The sequence below is a fragment of the Pseudonocardia spirodelae genome, from assembly GCF_037727765.1.
Classification (GTDB): domain Bacteria; phylum Actinomycetota; class Actinomycetes; order Mycobacteriales; family Pseudonocardiaceae; genus Pseudonocardia; species Pseudonocardia spirodelae.
The window spans coordinates 17,154-33,579 of the sequence record NZ_JBBJUP010000019.1; the positions used below are offsets into that span (position 1 = coordinate 17,154).

The following is a 16,426-nucleotide window of genomic DNA, read 5'->3' on the forward strand; positions in this document are numbered from 1 at the left end:
GGTCAGCCGAGTGCCGCGACCGCGTCACCCAGCTCGGTGTCACCCGCGCGCAGCTCCAGCGTGGTGCCCGCGGTCCCGGGCGCGGTCAGCAGCGCGGCGACGGCGGCGGCGGAGTCGTCGCGGGTGACCTCGCCGTACTCGACGGGCGGCGGCGCGAGCGTGACGCGCCCGGTGCCGGGGCCGTCGGTGAGCCGGCCGGGACGCAGGATCGTCGCGTCCAGGCGCCGGTCGGCGCGGATCGCCTCCTCGGCGGCCTTCTTCGCCCGGATGTAGGCGGCCCACACCTCGCCGCGCTCCGGGTCGGGCTCGGCGTCCACCCCGGTCGAGGAGATCAGCACGTAGCGGCGGACCCCGGCGGCCGCGGCGGCGTCGGCGAGCAGGGTGGCGCCGTCGCGGTCGACGGTCTCCTTGCGCGCGGCCCCGCTGTCCGGACCGGCGCCCGCCGCGAAGACGACGGCGTCCGCGCCGCTCAGGTGGGTCGCCAGCTCCTCGGCACCGACCTCCTCGAGGTCGGCGACGACGGGCGTCGCGCCGGTCGCCGCCACGTCCTCGCGGTGGTCGGGGTTGCGGAACAGCGAGCGCACGGTGTGCCCCTGTCCGGTGAGCAGTGTGGACAGTCGCAGCGCGATCTGTCCGTGGCCTCCGGCGATCACCACGTCCATGCGCCGAGGCTAGGCCGGACGGGGGTTCAGCGCCTGTTCGGCTTGAGCGTCCAGACGATCGTCATCGCCCCGGTCTGCACGCCGTCGGCGTCGGTGATCGCGACGTCGACGCCGAACTCGGGGCGACGGCCGTCGTCGAGCTCGGCGAGGACCTCGGCGGCCGGGCGGGTCAGCACGGCCTCGGCCCGCAGGTCGCCCTTCGCGAGCTTGAGGTAGCGGATCTCGGAGCGGACGACGAGCGGCACGGCACGGTCCCCGGCGGCGGCGAACGCGGCCAGCCCGACCGCGCCGGAGGCCGTCTCGCCCAGGCCGAACATGACCGCGGCGTGCGGGCCGCCGACGTGGTTGTGCTGGTCGGACCGGTCGGGGAGGAACGCCTCCACCCGGTCGGAGGTGATCGCGCCGAAGGTGATCCCGGCGGTGCTCACCCACGGCACGGCGGCGGTCATCGCGTCGGCCACCCAGCTCACGTCGTCAGCCATGCCCGCAGGCTACTCGCCGGTAACCGTGGACGGAAGCCGTGCCCGTTTCGCGTGGATTCTCGCCGAGCGAGAACGAACCCCCTTGTCCGTCGTGCACAACGGGGTTGAGATCGGAGTGACAGCAGACACAGAGACCCCGGTCACGTGCCTGCCGCCCACCACAGGACCCGACGCGCACCGCCGCGCGTCCGCCGTCAGGAGGTACGCCGGTGAAGGCCGTGCGGGTGCACGCGTACAAGCAGGATCCCTCGATCGACGACATCGAGGAACCGACGATCCAGGGACCGCTCGACGTCATCGTGAAGATCGGCGGTGCCGGCGTCTGCCGCACCGACCTCCACATCATCGACGGCGACTGGGCCGACATCCAGAACCCCGACCTGCCCTACGTCATCGGCCACGAGAACGCGGGCTGGGTGCACGCGGTCGGCGACGGCGTCACCAACGTGAAGGTCGGCGACACCGTCATCCTGCACCCGCAGCCGTCCTGCGGGCTCTGCACCATGTGCCGCTACGGCCGCGACATGCAGTGCACCGGGGACGCCTTCTTCCCCGGCCTGTCGAACAACGACGGCGGCATGGCCGAGTACCTGCGCACCACCGCCCGGTCCTGCGTGAAGCTGAACCCCGACACCAACCCGGCCGACGTGGCGGCGCTCGCCGACGCGGGCATCACCGCGTACCACGCGGTGCGCAAGGCGGTGCCCTTCCTCTACCCGGGCACCACCGCGGTCGTGCAGGGTGCGGGCGGGCTGGGCCACATCGGCATCCAGGCCCTCGCGGCGCTGACCGCGACCAAGATCATCGTCGTCGACAAGAACCCGGACGCCCTCGCGCTGGCGAAGCAGATCGGTGCGGAGGAGACCGTCGTCGCCGACGGCAACCAGGTCGAGGCCGTGCAGGAGCTCACCGGCGGCGGCGCGACCGTGGTCTTCGACTTCGTGGCCGAGCAGGGCGCGGAGAACGACGCCTGGGCGATGACCGGCCCGGCCGGCTACAACTTCGTCCTCGGGTACGGCGGCAACCTCTCCGCCCCCACGCTCGACTTCGTCGCCGGCGAGAAGAACATCATCGGCAACATCGTCGGGACCTACAACGACCTCGCCGAGCTCATGGTCCTGGCCCAGGCGGGCAAGGTCACGCTGCACACCGTGCAGTACAAGCTCGACCAGGCGCTCGACGCCCTGCACGACCTGGACGCGGGCAAGGTGCGCGGCCGGGCGATCCTCGTCCCCTAGACGGACATACGTACAAGACGAACGTTCTTTCCCTGACCCACCACCGATCAGCAGAGACGCTGACGCAGGAGGAACCACATGTACGAGAAGGACGGCGAGAAGTACTTCATCGTCGACTCCCACAGCCACTTCTGGGACGCGTCCCGCGAGAACTGGGTCGAGGGCCGCGAGCAGTACGCCAAGGGCTGGATCGACTGCTTCTACGGCTACCACCAGCTCGGCCCGCCCGAGACCCACTGGGACTGGGAGCACTACCTCAAGGTCTCCCAGGACGACTTCGAGCGCGACGTCTTCGTGGAGGGCCACGTCGACTACTCGGTCTTCCAGTCGACGTACCTCAAGGAGTGGTACAAGAACGGCTTCAACACCGCCGACCAGAACGCGGCGCTGCTGGAGAAGTACGGCGACCGGATCATCGTCAACGGGCGGTTCGACCCGCGCGACGGCCAGGCCGGCATGGAGCAGTTCGAGGCCGACTGCGCCAAGTACAAGCACAAGGGCGTGAAGCTCTACACCGCGGAGTGGAACGGCGACTCGCGCGGCTTCAAGCTGACCGACCCCGAGTGCTACCGCTTCCTCAAGCGGGCCGAGGAGCTCGGCATCAAGAACGTCCACGTCCACAAGGGCCCGACCATCTGGCCGCTGGACAAGGACGCGTTCGACGTCGCCGACGTCGACCACGCCGCGACCGACTTCCAGAACCTGAACTTCATCGTCGAGCACGTGGGCCTGCCCCGCATCGAGGACTTCTGCTTCATGGCGGTGCAGGAGCCCAACGTCTACGCCGGCCTGTCGGTCGTCGTCGGCGGCCTCATGCACGCCCGCCCGAAGTTCTTCGCCAAGGTCATGGGCGAGCTGCTGTTCTGGGTCGGCGAGGACAAGATGACCTTCGGCTCGGACTACAACATCTGGACGCCGAAGTGGCAGGTCGAGGGCCTGGTCGACTGGCAGATGCCCGACGACGACCAGTTCGCCGACTACCCGCGGCTCACCACCGCGTCGAAGAAGAAGATCCTCGGGCTCAACGCCGCGAAGCTCTACGACCTCGACGTGCCCGCCGAGTGCCGCCTGCCCGACACCACCGCCGACGAGGCGATGGCTCCGGGCGAGGAGCTCGTCGACGGCAAGGCCGGGGCGCAGGCGTGACCGCGCGGCCTGCGGAGAGTCCCCTCCGGCAGGCCGTGTGGTCCGCGCTGGGGACGGTGCTCGACCCGGAGCTGGACGAGCCCATCACCGATCTCGACTTCGTCGAGTCGTGCACCGTCTCGCCCGACGGTTCCGGTGGCCACACCGTCACCGTCGGGCTCCGGCTGCCGACGTTCTTCTGTGCCCCGAACTTCTCGTTCCTGATGGTCGCCGACGCCTACGACGCGGTGACCGCGGTACCGGGAGTGAGCAGGGCACAGGTGACGCTGGCCGACCACCACGCCGCCGAGGAGATCAACGGTGGGGTCGCGGCGCACGCCGGGTTCGTCAAGTCCTTCGAGGGCTCGATCAACGGTGAGGCCGCGGCGGAGCTGGACGAGCTGCGCCACACCTTCCTGGCGAAGGCCGCGCTGGCCGGCCAGGACCGGGTGGCCCGTCCGCTCGTCGACGCCGGTCGCGGGCCCGACGAGCTGGCCGGGCTGACGCTCGGCGAGCTGGCCGGGACCGAGGCCGACACCGAGGAGCTGACGCGGATGCGACGGCGCCGGGAGGCCATCGGCCTGCCGGCCGGTGACGACGCGCCGCTGCTCGTGCACGGCGACGGCACGGCGGTGACCGTCGAGCAGGTGCCGCTGCACCTGCGCCGCGCGCGGCTGCAGCGGGTCGGCATCGAGACCAACGGCGAGTACTGCAAGGGCCTGCTGAAGATCCGCTACGAGACCGGCCGGACGGCGGCGACCGCCGGCCGCTGAACCACCGCACGACCGGGCCGCGCCCCTCCGCCGGGGGCGCGGCCCGCCTGCGTCCGGGCCGTCGGGCGGGGTGGCGCCACCGTCGAGGACCGCCGGCGACCTGCGAGCCCGCGCAGCTCCTCCGTGCCCGGGCGGTCGGCGGTCGCGCGCGTCAGCCGGAGCACACGCGTGTCCGCCGCGTCCGCGCGCGGGCTCCGGACCCGCGCAGCCGCGGCGTTCGCACGCGACACGGCGCGAGCGGACGCAGAACCTGCGCGCGGACTCCGGTGCCGACCTGGTCCGTACGCACGGGCCTCGATGCCCGTCGCCGGCTCCGTACCCGAGGGCGACGCAGCGCGATCACCACGTGAACGTCACCGCTCCTCGCTCGCGACATCGGCGCCCGCGCGCAACCTTCCCGCCCGCGCGCAACCTTCCCGCCCGCGCGCAACCTTCCCGCTCGCGCGCGAAACAGCACGAGCGAACAGCGGATCAGCACGCGAACCGCGGATCACCGCGTGCGGACAGCGGCCGGCCCCCGGACCGACCGCCCGCGGAGCACGACGCGAACGCCACAGCGGCTCGCGCGCGACTTCGATGCCCGCGCGCACCGTTGCCGCTCGCGCGCGAAACAGCACGAGCGAACAGCGGATCAGCGCGCGAACCGCGGATCACCGCGTGCGGAGTGCGGCCCCGCGGATCGGCATGTGCCGCAGGCGCGCGGCGGTACAGCGGGCGGCGGCACAGCGGGCGGCGGGACGACGCACGACGGGCGGGGCGGACGGGGCGGGGCGGACGGGGCGCGGGGCGGCGCGGTGGAGTCCGGCGGGTCAGCGCGGGGGTGGTGCGGCGTCGAGGACCCGGACGGTGTCGACGAGGCGGTACGCGTCGCCGTCACGGAAGGGCTCCAGGGCGCCCAGCAGCGCCTCCCGGACGGCGCCGGGACCGGCCGCGCGGGCGGCGTGCCGGCCGGGGCCCGAGGCGAGCACCCCGGCGACGAGGTCGTCGGGGTCCTCGTGCACCACCGGGACGCGCACCACCGCGATCTCGCGGACCGTCAGCCCGGCGAGCCCCGCGAGCTGCGTCAGGCGGGCGGGGTCGGTGAGCGCCGGTGCGCCGACGCCGCTGCGGTCCGGGCCGGGGTTGTTCTGCGGCGGCGCGGGTGCGGCCCCGGTCAGCGGGGCCAGCGCGGCGCCGATCACGGCGGCGTCGCACTCGTCGGGGGTGCCCCAGACGGTCGCCCGCACCCGGCCGTCGGCGACGCAGACCCGGCCGGCCTCGCGCAGCGCGAGCACCGGGTTCGTGAGGTGCTCCAGCACCTGGACCAGCGTCACGACGTCGAAGGTGCCGCCGTCGAAGGGCAGCTCGTGGGCGTCGGCGACGCGCAGGTCCGCGCCCGGGACGGCACGCTCGGCCGCGGCCAGGAGGCGCCGTTCGACGTCGACGCCGGTCACCGCGAGCCCGGCGGCCGCCGCGTCGGCGAGCAGCCTGCCCACGCCGCAGCCGACGTCGAGCAGCCGGGCGCCCGGCCCGGCACCGGCCAGGACGCGGTCGAACAGCGGGGACGCGGCGGGGGTGCTCACCCGCGCGACGCTAGCGGGACCCGGTCCTCGGCGGCAGGGTGGCGACGACCGCGACGGCCTCGGCCACCCAGCCGTCGAGCGCCTCGCCGTCCAGCTCGTCGGCCTGCTCGCCGGGGCCGCCGACGACGCGCAGCCAGCCGTCGAGCTCGCGGCCGTTCATCACCATCCGCGACGCGCCCGGCCGGGTCAGCAGCTCCGCCGCCCGGTCCGGGACGACCCGCACCATGATCCCGCCGGACCCGCTGACCGTGATCGTCATGTGGCCGTCGACCAGGAACGCGAGCCCGCCGAACATGCGTCGCTCCGCCGCGCCGTCGAGCCGGCTGCGGATCCGGGCGGCGAGCGCCTCGTCGTGGGCCACCGCCGCAGTATGGACCCCCGCCACGGACCCGCGCGCCGCTCAGCGGCCCCAGACGTCCTCGGCCACCGAGACGATCAGCTCCAGCTTGCGCTTCTGGTCGTCGACGGTCAGCTCGTTGCCCTCGACGGTCGAGGAGAACCCGCACTGCGGGGACAGGCAGAGCTGCTCCAGCGGCACGTACGCCGCGGCCTCGTCGATCCGGCGCCGCAGCACGTCGCGGTCCTCCAGCGCGCCGGTCTTGGTCGTGACCAGGCCGAGGACGACCTGCTTGCCCTCCGGCACGAACCGCAGCGGGGCGAACGTGCCGGAGCGCTCGTCGTCGAACTCGCAGAAGAACCCGTCCACGTCCAGGCCGCCGAACAGGGCCTCGGCGATGTGGTCGTAGCCGCCCTCCGCCGCCCAGGACGACCGGTAGTTGCCCCGGCACATGTGGGTCGTGACGGCCATGTCCGACGGCCGGTCCGCGATCGCGGCGTTGATCTGGCGGATGTAGCGCAGGTGCTGGGTGTCGGGGTCGTCGCCCTTGGCCGCGAGCTGCTCGCGGTGCGCGGGGTCGTTGAGGTAGGCCAGCGCGGTGTCGTCGAGCTGCAGGTAGCGGCAGCCGAGGTCGTACACCGCCCGCAGCTGGTCGGCGTAGGCGCCGGACAGGTCGGACCAGAACTCCTCGATGTCGGAGTAGACGTCGGCGGAGATCACGGCCCGGCCGCCGCGGGCGTAGACCATGCTCGGCGAGGGGACGGTGAGCTTCGGCGTCGCCCTCGTGACCTGCGAGGCCAGGTAGGCGAAGGCGGAGCCGAAGACGGGCTCGGCGAGGTGCACCCGCCCGTCGACGGCCATCCCGGCGGAGGTGAAGTTGTTCTGCCCGGACGCGTTGCGCATGGCGACCTCGACCCGACCGGAGGTCTTCGAGACCCCGCCGAGTGCGTAGATGAAGTCCATGTGCCACGACGTGCGGCGGAACTCGCCGTCGGTGGCCGAGCGCAGCCCGACCGACTCCTGGAGCGCGACGACGTCGGCGACCGCGGCGTCCTCGGCGGCGCGCAGGCCGGCGTCGTCGAGCTCGCCCGCGGCGTGCCGCTCCCGCGCGGCGAGCAGGGCGGGCGGGCGCAGCAGCGAGCCGACGTGGTCGGCGCGGAACGGGGGTGCGGTGCGGGTCGCCATCGGCCGAACGTATCGCCGGGTGCGCATGGCCGCCGACATCACTTCCGGGAAATGGGAGACCTATCGCGCACGCCAGTGCGGGTCGCGCCTCTCCCGCGCCGCGGCGGCCCCCTCGGCGGCGTCCTCGGTGGCCGCGACGACCCGGCGCAGCGTCTCCCCGAACCGGATCGCCTCGGTGCCGCCCATCTCCGGGCCCCGCACCGCCATCTCCTTGATCGCGCGCTGGGCGAGCGGGGCGCCCGCGGTGAGCCGGCGGGCGAGGTCGCGGGCGGCGTCCATCAGCCCGTCGTGCGGGACGACCCAGCCGGCCAGGCCGATCTCGTGCGCCCGGCGCGCGTCGATCGTCTCGCCGGTCAGCAGCAGCTCCATCGCGTACTGCCGGTCGATCATCCGCGGCAGCCGCAGCGCCCCGACGATCGTCGGCACGCCGAGCCGGGCCTCCGGGAAGGAGAACGTGGCCTCCTCCGAGGCGATCACGAAGTCGCACCAGGTCAGCAGCGTGACCCCGTAACCGACGGCCGGCCCGTTCACGGCGGCGACGATCGGCTTGAAGATCTCCCAGCCGCTCTCCAGCGAGTTGACCGTGGGCCGCTCGAAGAAGCTGCCGGGGAAGTCGCCCGCCGGGTTGCCGGTGGTGGATCCCATGTCCGCGCCCGCGCAGAACGCCTTCCCCGCGCCGGTGACGATCGCGACCCACGCCTCGTCGTCGCCGCGGAAGCGGTCCCAGGCGGCGTTGATCGCGCGGCGCATGTCGCCGTCGATCGCGTTCCGCTTCGCGGGACGGTCGTAGGTGATCGTCACGACGTGTCCGTCGCGCTCGTAGCGCACCCCGTCGGCCATCGGCCCATCCTGGCCGGGTCAGCCCGACGCGGCGACCCCCGGTGCGGCGGCGAGGTGGCGGGCCAGCGGCACCGCGGCCTCGCGGACCGCCCGTTCCAGCTCCCAGCGGCGCCCGGTGAAGTCCGCCCGGCTCACGACGACGGCCAGCGCGGCGGCCCCCGCCGGGTGCGGCACCGCGACGGCCAGCCCCGCCCGGCCGCGCGCGTGCTCCTCCACCTCGACCGCGACTCCCGCCGACCGGACCCGCAGCAGGTCCCGGTCGAGCAGGCGCCGGTCGGTGAGCGTGTGCGGGGTCAGCGGGGCGAGCGGACCGTGCCCGACGCCGAGGACGTCGGCGAGCCGCCCGCCCTCCAGTCCGGCGAGCAGCGCCTTGCCCGGCGCCGTCGCGTGCGCGGGCAGCGGCTCCCCGACGGCGGCGCCCGGGCCGGGGTGCGCCGCGCACGTCTCGGTGTGGGCGACGACGACGTCGTCGGAGCGCAGCACGGCCAGCACCGCCGCCGCCCCGACGGTCGTGTGCAGCTCGGCGAGCACCTCGCGGGCGGGCGCGGACGGCACGATCGGGTCGGTCATCCCCCGGTACAGCCCGACGAGCCGGTAGCCGAGCCCGTAGCCGCGCTCGGCGTGCAGCCGCACGAGGTAGCCCTCCTCGACCAGCGTCGCGAGCAGCCGGTAGGTCGTCGGCAGCGGCAGGTCGAGCCGCCGGGCCAGCGCCTTGGCGCTCACCCCGTCCCCGGCCTCGCCGACGGCCTCGAGCACCCGCAGGCCGCGGCGCAGCACCGTCCCCGCGCCCTCGCCGACCATCCCCCTAGTGTCGCGGTCACCGACGGCGGCACGCCAGGAGGAGGACGCGATGGCGGGGGGCTTCCGCCCGGTCGACCGGCCGGGACTGGCCGCGCACCTCGCCGGGCGGGCCGGGTCGCCGGCCGGGCGGGTGCGGGTCCTCGTCGACGGCGCCCCGCCCGCCGCGCCGCTGGAGCTGGCCCGCGCCGCCGCCGACCTGCTGCGCGCCCGCGGCCGCGACGCGCTCGCCGTGCACGCCGACGACTTCCTGCGGCCGGCGTCGGTCCGCCTGGAGCAGGGCCGTCACGACCCGGACATGTTCCTCGACGGCTGGCTCGACGAGCCGGCCCTGCGCCGCGAGGTGCTCGCGCCGATGGGCCCCGGCGGCAGCGGCCTGGTCCTGCCCCGGCTGCGCGACCTCGCACGCGACCGCGCGTTCCGCGACGAGCCGGTCCCGCTCGGGCCGGACGGGGTCGTCCTGCTCGCGGGCGGGCGGCTGCTCGGCCGCGGGCTGGCCGCCGAGCTGACGGTGCACCTGCGCGTCGGCGGGGCCGCGCTGCGCCGGCTGCTGCCCGCCGGGGAGGAGTGGACGGCACCCGCGTACGCCCGCTACGAGCGCGAGGGCGACCCCGGTGGGTACGCCGACGTGCTCGTCATGGCCGATCATCCCGACCGTCCGGCGCTGCGGGACGCCTGATCGGCGCACCGCGGTCGGCGACGGATCGTGACGAGAACCCGGGAAAGAGAAACGCGAGACCGGATCGGGTGACACCCGGAACAGATCTCGCGATGGCGGTCGTGACCGCCGGAGAGGGACAATCCCTCTGAGGGGAGGTTGTGGGCGAGGGGGGAGTTGAACCCCCACGTCCTTTCGGACACACGGACCTGAACCGTGCGCGTCTGCCATTCCGCCACTCGCCCGAGCGACGGGAGAAAGTTAGCACCCCACCCGGCAGCCGTTCACAGGGGGGTCCCCCGCGCGCCACGGTGCAGGTCCGGCCGCCGCGGCCCGGGGATGCGCCGTCGCGCCGGCACGGGTACATCGGAGGGGTGCGCGCCGGTGACGGGGCGGGGCCGGTCGCCCGCTTCCGTCGGGCCCCGCAGGACCCGCCGGATAACACAGATACGATCGGACGCACATCACCGACACGCCGATGCGGATGGAGGAGATCACTTGGGCCGCGTGGACCGCTTCGAGCGCCGACTTCAGGGGTTCGTGGGCGACGCCTTCGCGCGGGTCTTCGGAGGCAGTGTCGTCCCACAGGAAGTCGCACAGGCACTGCTGAGGGAAGCCGAGGACAACGTCGAGCAGCTCGCCGGAGGTCGCCTGCTGGCGCCCAACCGGTACACCGTGCTGCTCAGCCCCAGCGATCTCGACCGGATGGCGGGCGACGAGGACGGGGTGGTCGCATCCCTCTCGTCGCACGTGGCGAAGGAACTCACCGACCAGGGCTGGGACACCTACGGTGAGGTCGTAGTCTTCCTGGAGCGCTCCGAGGCGCTGCACACGGGACAATTCCGCACCCGCTCCGCTGTCGACCCCGACGCTTCCCGTCGGGCCGCCAACCGAGCACGCACCGCAGGAGAAGCACCCATGAGCCAGCAACCGGGCCACCCCGAGGAGAACGGGCAGTACGGATACGACCGGGGCGCCCCCGGCGCGCGTGGCCAGCAGACCTACGCGCCTCAGGGGTACGACCAGGAGCAGGGCTACGGCCAGCAGCAGGGCGGGTACGACCAGTACGGGCAGCAGGGCGGCTACGGCCAGGCCGGCTACGACCAGTACGGGCAGCCCCAGCAGGGCTACGGCCAGCAGCAGCCCGGGTACGACCAGTACGGCCAGCAGGGCTACGGCCAGCAGCAGGGCTACCAGCAGGGCGGGTACGACCAGTACGGCCAGCCCCAGCAGGGCTACGGCCAGCAGCCCGGCGGCTACCCCCAGCAGGGGTACGAGCAGGGCTACGACGGCTACGGCCAGCCCCAGGCCGGCTACGGCCAGCAGGGCTACGCGCAGCCCGGCTACCCCCAGCAGGGCGGCTACGAGCAGGGCTACGACGGCGGCTACGGCCAGCAGCAGGGCTACGGCCAGCAGCAGGGCTACCAGCAGGGCGGCTACGACCAGGGCTACGACGGCCAGGGTTACGGCGGCCAGGGCGGCTGGGGCGCTCCGGCGCAGCTGACCGCCATGCTGATCCTCGACGACGGGTCCAACCGCAACTACCAGCTCGCCGAGGGCACCCACGTCATCGGCCGCGGCCAGGACTCGCAGTTCCGCCTCCCGGACACCGGCGTCTCGCGCCGTCACCTGGAGGTCACCTGGGACGGCCAGGTCGCGACCCTGAACGACCTGGGCTCGACCAACGGCACCACGGTGAACAACTCGCCGGTGCAGTCCTGCCAGCTGACCGACGGCGACGTGATCCGCGTGGGTCACTCCAGCCTGGTCTTCCGGACCCAGGGCTGATCCACCCGCGCAGCGACAGCGGTACGTCGCCGCCCGCCCGGTCCAGCACCGGGCGGGCGGGCGGCGTGCGATACGAGAAGGGCGAACGGACGACGTGCCGGAACTGGTACTGCAACTGACCCGGGGCGGCTTCCTGGCCCTCCTGTGGTTGTTCGTCCTGCTCGCGCTCCAGGTGGTCCGCTCCGACCTCTACGCCGCGTCCGGCCTGCGGGCCTCCGCTCCCGGCCGGGCCGGCGGGCGTGCCGCCAAGGTCCGCGGCGGCGGTCGCGGCAAGGTCGCCCGCCAGCTGCTCGTCACCCAGGGCCCGCTGGCCGGCAGCCGCATCACCCTCGACTCCCGGCCGATCCTGATCGGCCGCGCGGACGACTCGACCCTCAAGCTCGACGACGACTACGCCTCGACCCGCCACGCGCGCATCGCGCAGCAGGGCGACGACTGGTACGTCGAGGATCTCGGGTCGACGAACGGCACCTATCTCGAACGTAATAAGGTCACCGGGCCCACCCGGGTCCCCCTGGGGACACCGGTCCGCATCGGCAAGACGGTGATCGAGCTGCGATCGTGACGGGCACGGAGCGACCATGAGGTACCGACCGTGAACACGCCGCGACCAACCGCTCCCCCGGTGCCGCGGCCGTCCGACCGGCCCCGCGGTTCCCGATCACCCCGACGTGCCCCGACCGAAGCCGGAGCCGCCCCGTGACACTGGTGCTGCGCTATTCGGCCCGCAGTGACCGCGGACTCGTCCGGCAGAACAACCAGGACGCCGTCTACGCCGGCCCCCGCCTGCTCGCCCTCGCCGACGGCATGGGCGGTCACGCCGCGGGCGAGGTCGCCTCGTCCCTGGTCATCTCCGCGCTGGCCCCGCTCGACGACGACGTGCCGGGCGACGACCTGCTCGCCGAGCTCCGCGACGCGACCCACGACGGCAACGAGGCGATCTCCCGCCACGTCGCCGACGCCCCCGACCTCGAGGGCATGGGGACCACGCTGACCGCGATCCTGTTCGCGGGCTCCCGGCTGGGCATGGTCCACGTCGGCGACTCGCGCTGCTACCTGCTGCGCGACGGCGAGTTCACCCAGATCACGAAGGACGACACGTTCGTCCAGTCGCTGATCGACGAGGGCCGGATCACCGAGGAGGAGGCGCACACGCACCCGCAGCGGTCGCTGCTGCTGCGCGCCATCACCGGCCAGGACGTCGACCCGTCGCTGTCCATCCGCGAGGCCCGCGCCGGTGACCGCTTCCTGCTGTGCTCCGACGGCCTGTCCGGCCCGGTCAGCGACGAGACGCTGCACCACACGCTGGAGGACTACCCGGACCCGCGCGAGTGCGCCGACCGGATGATCGAGCTGGCGCTGCGCGGCGGCGGCCCGGACAACATCACCTGCATCGTCGCGGACGTGGTGGACGTCGACTACGCCGACGACGCCCCGATCATCGGCGGCTCGGCGGGCCGCAACCCGCGCGCCGGCGACGGCGACTACCGCCACGACGAGCGGACCCCGCACTCCTCGGCGCAGCGCGCCGCGGCGACCACCCTGCCGCGCACCGAGCCGGTCCGCCTGGAGCCGGCCGCCGAGGACGTGCCGCGACGCCGGCGCGGCCTCAAGCCGGTGCTCGCGCTGCTGGGCGTGCTCGTCGTGCTCGCGGCCGGGGTGTTCGTCGCCCGGGCGCTGGTGCTGCAGCAGTACTACGTCGGCGTCGACCAGAACCAGGTCGCGATCTACCAGGGCGTGCGCGGCAACGTGCTCGGGATCCCGCTGCAGCGGGTCGCCGAGCGCACCGACATCGACCTCGACGACCTCCCGCAGTCGGTACGGACCCAGGTCTCCGACGGGATCGTGTCCGACGACGGCGACACCGGCGCCCGCGAGACGCTCGACCGGCTCCGGGACCGGATGCTGCCGCTCTGCTCGACACTGAACCCGCCGCAGGCGCCGCCGGCCGTCGTGCAGGTGCCGGGCGCCCCGCCGGTGACCACGACACCGCTGCCGACCGTCACCCCCGACCCGGGCCGGAACTGCCGGCTCGACGGCTGATGGCGACGGCGGGCTCCGGCACGGAGCCGACCACACCCACCGGACGCGGCATCGAGCTGATGATGCTCGCGCTCGCCGCCGTCCTGACCACCGGTGCGCTGGTGCTGGTGGAGGCGAACCAGGAGCAGTCCCTGACGACCGACCTGCTCTGGGTCGGTCTCGCCTACCTGGTGCTGTTCGCGGGCGCGCACGTGGCGGTGCGGTTCCTCGCGCCCTACGCCGACCCGCTGATCCTGCCGTCGGTGGCGCTGCTCAACGGCATCGGCCTGGTCATGATCCACCGGCTGGACCTGGCCCGGGCCGCCCGCAACGAGCTGCTCGGCCGCGAGGTCGGCTCGGGGCTGATCGGCGCCCAGATCACCTGGACCGTCGCCGGCCTCGCGCTGTTCGCGCTGGTGCTGTTCTTCGTGCGCGACCACCGCACGCTGGCCCGCTACGGCTACACCGCGGGCTTCGTCGGGCTCGTCTTCCTGGCGATCCCGGCGTTCCTGCCGTCGTCGATCTCCGAGGTAAACGGCGCGAAGCTGTGGATCCGGATCCCCGGCGGCCCCGGCATCCAGCCCGGTGAGTTCTCCAAGATCCTGCTGATCATCTTCTTCGCGGCGTACCTGGTCCAGAAGCGCAACCTGCTCTCCACGGCGGGCCGGCGCTTCCTGGGCATGGAGCTGCCGCGCGCCCGCGACCTCGCCCCGCTGCTCGTCGCCTGGGGGCTCTCGGTCGGCGTGCTGGTCCTGCAGCGCGACCTCGGCAGCTCGCTGCTGATCTTCGGGCTGGTCCTGGTGCTGCTCTACACCGCGACCGAGCGGGTGTCCTGGCTGGTGATCGGGCTGTCGGCGTTCGCGGTCGGCGCGGTCGTCGCGTACAACCTGTTCGGCCACGTCCAGACCCGTGTCGCCATCTGGCTGGACCCGTTCGCCGACTACGAGGGCGGCGGGTTCCAGCTGGCCCAGGCCCTGTTCGGGCTGGGCACCGGCGGCGTCGGCGGCACCGGCCTGGGTGCCGGCCAGCCGAACCTGGTGCCCTTCGCCGAGTCGGACTTCATCTTCTCCTCGCTCGGCGAGGAGCTCGGCCTGATCGGGCTGGCCGCGATCCTGCTCGTCTACCTGGTGCTGATCACCCGGGGGCTGCGCTCGGCGCTGGCCGTGCGCGACTCCTACGGCAAGCTGCTCGCGACCGGGCTGTCGTTCTCGGTCGCGCTGCAGATCTTCGTGGTCATCGGCGGCGTGACGAAGCTGATCCCGCTGACCGGCCTGACGCTGCCGTTCCTGTCCTACGGTGGGTCCTCGCTGCTGGCGAACTACGTGCTGGTGGCCGTCCTGCTGCGGATCTCGCACGTCGCCCGGGCGCCGCTGCCCACCCGCCCCGCGCCCCAGCGCGCCCCCATCGCCGAGGCCAGCACCGAGCTGGTCCAGCGCCCCGGGGCCACCGCCGCCGAGAGGAGTGACCCGTGAACCGCCCGGTCCGCCGCGTCGCCCTCGCCGTGATGGTGATGATCGTCATCCTGCTCGGCAACATCACCTACGTGCAGGTGGTGATGGCCGGGCAGTACCGCGACGACACCCGCAACCAGCGGTCGCAGATCGACGAGTACTCCCGCCAGCGCGGCCAGATCGTCGCCGGCAACCAGGTGCTCGCGCAGAGCGTGGAGACCGACGGCCGGCTGCGCTTCGCCCGCCAGTACCCCGACGGGCCGGCGTTCGCGCCGATCACCGGCTTCCTGTCGACCGTCTACGGCAAGAGCGCGCTCGAGCGCTCCGCCGACGAGGTCCTCAACGGCACCGACGACCGGCTGTTCGTCCGCCGGCTGTCGGACCTGATCACCGGGCGCGACCCGGCCGGCGGCAACGTCGTTACCACCGTCGACCCCGAGGTGCAGCGCGTCGCCTACGACGGCCTGGCCTCCCGCGGCTACACGGGCGCCGTCGTCGCGCTGCGGCCGCAGACCGGCGAGATCCTGGGGATGGCCTCCACGCCGTCCTACGACCCGAACCCGCTGGCCGCGCCCGACGCGGCCCGCCAGCAGGACGCCTGGAAGCGCTACAACGGCGAGGACCCCAACCCGCTGACCAACCGGGCGATCAACGAGATCGAGCCGCCCGGGTCGACGTTCAAGCTGGTCACCACGGCCGCGGCGCTGCAGAACGGCTACACCCCCGACAGCCAGCTCACCGCCGCCCGCAACATCCAGCTGGCCGACTCCACGACCACCCTGGAGAACTACAACGGGTCGGCCTGCGGCGGCGGCGCGACGGCGTCGCTGCGCGAGGCACTGGCCCGCTCCTGCAACACCGCGTTCGCCCAGCTCGGCGGTGAGCTCGGCCCGGACAAGCTGCGGGCGCAGGCCGAGGCGTTCGGCATCGGCCGCACCGACCTGCAGATCCCGATGCCGGTCACCGCCTCGCAGGTCGGCCCGATGTCGGACACCCCGTCGACGCAGCAGTCGGCGATCGGCCAGCGCGACGTGCGGCTCACCCCGATGCAGCTCGCGATGATCGGCGCCTCGATCGCGAACGGCGGCCAGACGATGGCCCCGTACCTGGTCAAGGAGGTGCAGAGCCAGACCCTCGACGTCGTCGACACCACCGAGCCGGACCGGATGGCCCGCTCGATGCCGGCCGACGTGGCCCGCACCATGACCGACCTCATGATCGGCTCGGAGGACCGGACGTCGGGCGGCGGCAAGATCACCGGCGTCCAGATCGCGTCGAAGACCGGCACCGCCGAGCACGGCACCGACCCGAAGAACACCCCGCCGCACGCCTGGTACGTGGCGTTCGCCCCGGCTCAGAACCCGACCGTCGCGGTGGCCGTGCTCGTCGAGAACGGCGGCGACCGCGCCCTGGAGGCGACCGGCGGCTCCGTCGCGGCGCCGATCGGGCGCGCCGTCATCGCCGAGGCGCTGCGGGACGCCCAGTGAGCCCCCGGGACCCGGCCC

The 16,426-nt window shown here is 73.6% G+C and carries 16 protein-coding genes and 1 tRNA gene; 9 read left to right on the forward strand and 8 right to left on the reverse strand.

Annotation, left to right across the window (positions count from 1 at the left end; translation table 11 throughout):
- Positions 1–2: 2 nt before the first annotated feature.
- A complete protein-coding gene (locus WJX68_RS20600) occupies positions 3–662 on the reverse strand; it encodes an NAD(P)H-binding protein (RefSeq protein WP_340293529.1) in 660 nt (219 codons plus the stop codon).
- A gap of 26 nt (positions 663–688) precedes the next feature.
- Positions 689–1,144: a DUF4442 domain-containing protein gene (locus WJX68_RS20605; RefSeq protein WP_340293530.1), complete on the reverse strand. Its 456-nt coding sequence runs from the start codon at positions 1,142–1,144 to the stop codon at positions 689–691.
- Positions 1,145–1,353: 209 nt separating this feature from the next.
- On the opposite strand from WJX68_RS20605, the gene WJX68_RS20610 reads away from it, so the two are divergent.
- The 3 genes from WJX68_RS20610 (at position 1,354) to WJX68_RS20620 (ending at position 4,280) form a co-directional block, all read left to right on the forward strand.
- On the forward strand, positions 1,354–2,382 hold the full coding sequence (locus WJX68_RS20610) for an NAD(P)-dependent alcohol dehydrogenase (protein ID WP_340293533.1): 1,029 nt from the start codon (positions 1,354–1,356) through the stop codon (positions 2,380–2,382).
- 78 nt (positions 2,383–2,460) lie between these two features.
- Positions 2,461–3,528, forward strand: a complete 1,068-nt coding sequence (locus WJX68_RS20615; protein ID WP_340293535.1) for an amidohydrolase family protein — start codon at positions 2,461–2,463, stop codon at positions 3,526–3,528.
- 35 nt (positions 3,529–3,563) lie between these two features.
- Entirely contained in the window at positions 3,564–4,280 is a 717-nt protein-coding gene (locus tag WJX68_RS20620; protein ID WP_340293538.1) for an iron-sulfur cluster assembly protein, read from the forward strand.
- Positions 4,281–5,089: 809 nt separating this feature from the next.
- Here WJX68_RS20620 and WJX68_RS20625 read toward each other — a convergent pair.
- From WJX68_RS20625 to WJX68_RS20645, 5 genes are read right to left on the reverse strand one after another with little or no spacing between them, the layout of a single operon-like run.
- Positions 5,090–5,842, reverse strand: coding sequence for a class I SAM-dependent methyltransferase (locus WJX68_RS20625; protein ID WP_340293541.1), 753 nt, complete (start codon positions 5,840–5,842; stop codon positions 5,090–5,092).
- Positions 5,843–5,852: 10 nt separating this feature from the next.
- Positions 5,853–6,203: a TfoX/Sxy family protein gene (locus WJX68_RS20630; protein WP_340293543.1), complete on the reverse strand. Its 351-nt coding sequence runs from the start codon at positions 6,201–6,203 to the stop codon at positions 5,853–5,855.
- 39 nt (positions 6,204–6,242) lie between these two features.
- A complete protein-coding gene (locus WJX68_RS20635) occupies positions 6,243–7,364 on the reverse strand; it encodes a 5-methyltetrahydropteroyltriglutamate--homocysteine S-methyltransferase (RefSeq protein ID WP_340293546.1) in 1,122 nt (373 codons plus the stop codon).
- Between the two features lie 60 nt (positions 7,365–7,424).
- Entirely contained in the window at positions 7,425–8,204 is a 780-nt protein-coding gene (locus WJX68_RS20640; RefSeq protein ID WP_340293548.1) for an enoyl-CoA hydratase/isomerase family protein, read from the reverse strand.
- 18 nt (positions 8,205–8,222) lie between these two features.
- A complete protein-coding gene (locus WJX68_RS20645; RefSeq protein ID WP_340293551.1) occupies positions 8,223–9,005 on the reverse strand; it encodes an IclR family transcriptional regulator in 783 nt (260 codons plus the stop codon).
- Between the two features lie 49 nt (positions 9,006–9,054).
- Here WJX68_RS20645 and WJX68_RS20650 point away from each other — a divergent pair, with 49 nt between their 5' ends.
- On the forward strand, positions 9,055–9,681 hold the full coding sequence (locus WJX68_RS20650; RefSeq protein ID WP_340293554.1) for a nucleoside/nucleotide kinase family protein: 627 nt from the start codon (positions 9,055–9,057) through the stop codon (positions 9,679–9,681).
- A gap of 141 nt (positions 9,682–9,822) precedes the next feature.
- Here WJX68_RS20650 and WJX68_RS20655 read toward each other — a convergent pair.
- Positions 9,823–9,905, reverse strand: a tRNA-Leu gene (locus WJX68_RS20655).
- Positions 9,906–10,158: 253 nt separating this feature from the next.
- On the opposite strand from WJX68_RS20655, the gene WJX68_RS20660 reads away from it, so the two are divergent.
- The 5 genes from WJX68_RS20660 to WJX68_RS20680 all read left to right on the forward strand — a co-directional run bounded on the left by WJX68_RS20660 (position 10,159) and on the right by WJX68_RS20680 (position 16,408).
- Entirely contained in the window at positions 10,159–11,448 is a 1,290-nt protein-coding gene (locus WJX68_RS20660; RefSeq protein WP_340293557.1) for a DUF3662 and FHA domain-containing protein, read from the forward strand.
- 94 nt (positions 11,449–11,542) lie between these two features.
- Positions 11,543–12,013: an FHA domain-containing protein FhaB/FipA gene (locus tag WJX68_RS20665; RefSeq protein ID WP_340293560.1), complete on the forward strand. Its 471-nt coding sequence runs from the start codon at positions 11,543–11,545 to the stop codon at positions 12,011–12,013.
- Positions 12,014–12,147: 134 nt separating this feature from the next.
- Positions 12,148–13,491 (forward strand): PP2C family protein-serine/threonine phosphatase, encoded by a 1,344-nt coding sequence (locus tag WJX68_RS20670; protein ID WP_340293562.1) that lies wholly within the window; start codon positions 12,148–12,150, stop codon positions 13,489–13,491.
- Positions 13,491–14,942 carry an FtsW/RodA/SpoVE family cell cycle protein gene (locus tag WJX68_RS20675; RefSeq protein ID WP_340293565.1) on the forward strand — a complete coding sequence of 484 codons (1,452 nt, stop codon included), beginning with the start codon at positions 13,491–13,493 and terminating at the stop codon, positions 14,940–14,942. Before WJX68_RS20670 ends, WJX68_RS20675 begins: the two co-directional genes overlap by 1 nt.
- The gene (locus tag WJX68_RS20680) at positions 14,939–16,408 is read left to right on the forward strand and encodes a peptidoglycan D,D-transpeptidase FtsI family protein (RefSeq protein ID WP_340293567.1); all 1,470 of its coding nucleotides are present in this window, start codon (positions 14,939–14,941) and stop codon (positions 16,406–16,408) included. Before WJX68_RS20675 ends, WJX68_RS20680 begins: the two co-directional genes overlap by 4 nt.
- The last annotated feature ends 18 nt before the right edge of the window (positions 16,409–16,426 follow it).

What these genes read in the sequence shown, in the direction of transcription:
- WJX68_RS20675 (WP_340293565.1), top strand. Translation starts at nt 13,491, where the DNA reads ATGGCGACGGCGGGCTCCGGCACGGAGCCGACCACACCCACCGGACGC.
- WJX68_RS20650 (WP_340293554.1), top strand. Translation starts at nt 9,055, where the DNA reads ATGGCGGGGGGCTTCCGCCCGGTCGACCGGCCGGGACTGGCCGCGCAC.
- WJX68_RS20600 (WP_340293529.1), bottom strand. Translation starts at nt 662, where the DNA reads ATGGACGTGGTGATCGCCGGAGGCCACGGACAGATCGCGCTGCGACTG.
- WJX68_RS20640 (WP_340293548.1), bottom strand. Translation starts at nt 8,204, where the DNA reads ATGGCCGACGGGGTGCGCTACGAGCGCGACGGACACGTCGTGACGATC.
- WJX68_RS20645 (WP_340293551.1), bottom strand. Translation starts at nt 9,005, where the DNA reads ATGGTCGGCGAGGGCGCGGGGACGGTGCTGCGCCGCGGCCTGCGGGTG.
- WJX68_RS20635 (WP_340293546.1), bottom strand. Translation starts at nt 7,364, where the DNA reads ATGGCGACCCGCACCGCACCCCCGTTCCGCGCCGACCACGTCGGCTCG.
- WJX68_RS20605 (WP_340293530.1), bottom strand. Translation starts at nt 1,144, where the DNA reads ATGGCTGACGACGTGAGCTGGGTGGCCGACGCGATGACCGCCGCCGTG.
- WJX68_RS20615 (WP_340293535.1), top strand. Translation starts at nt 2,461, where the DNA reads ATGTACGAGAAGGACGGCGAGAAGTACTTCATCGTCGACTCCCACAGC.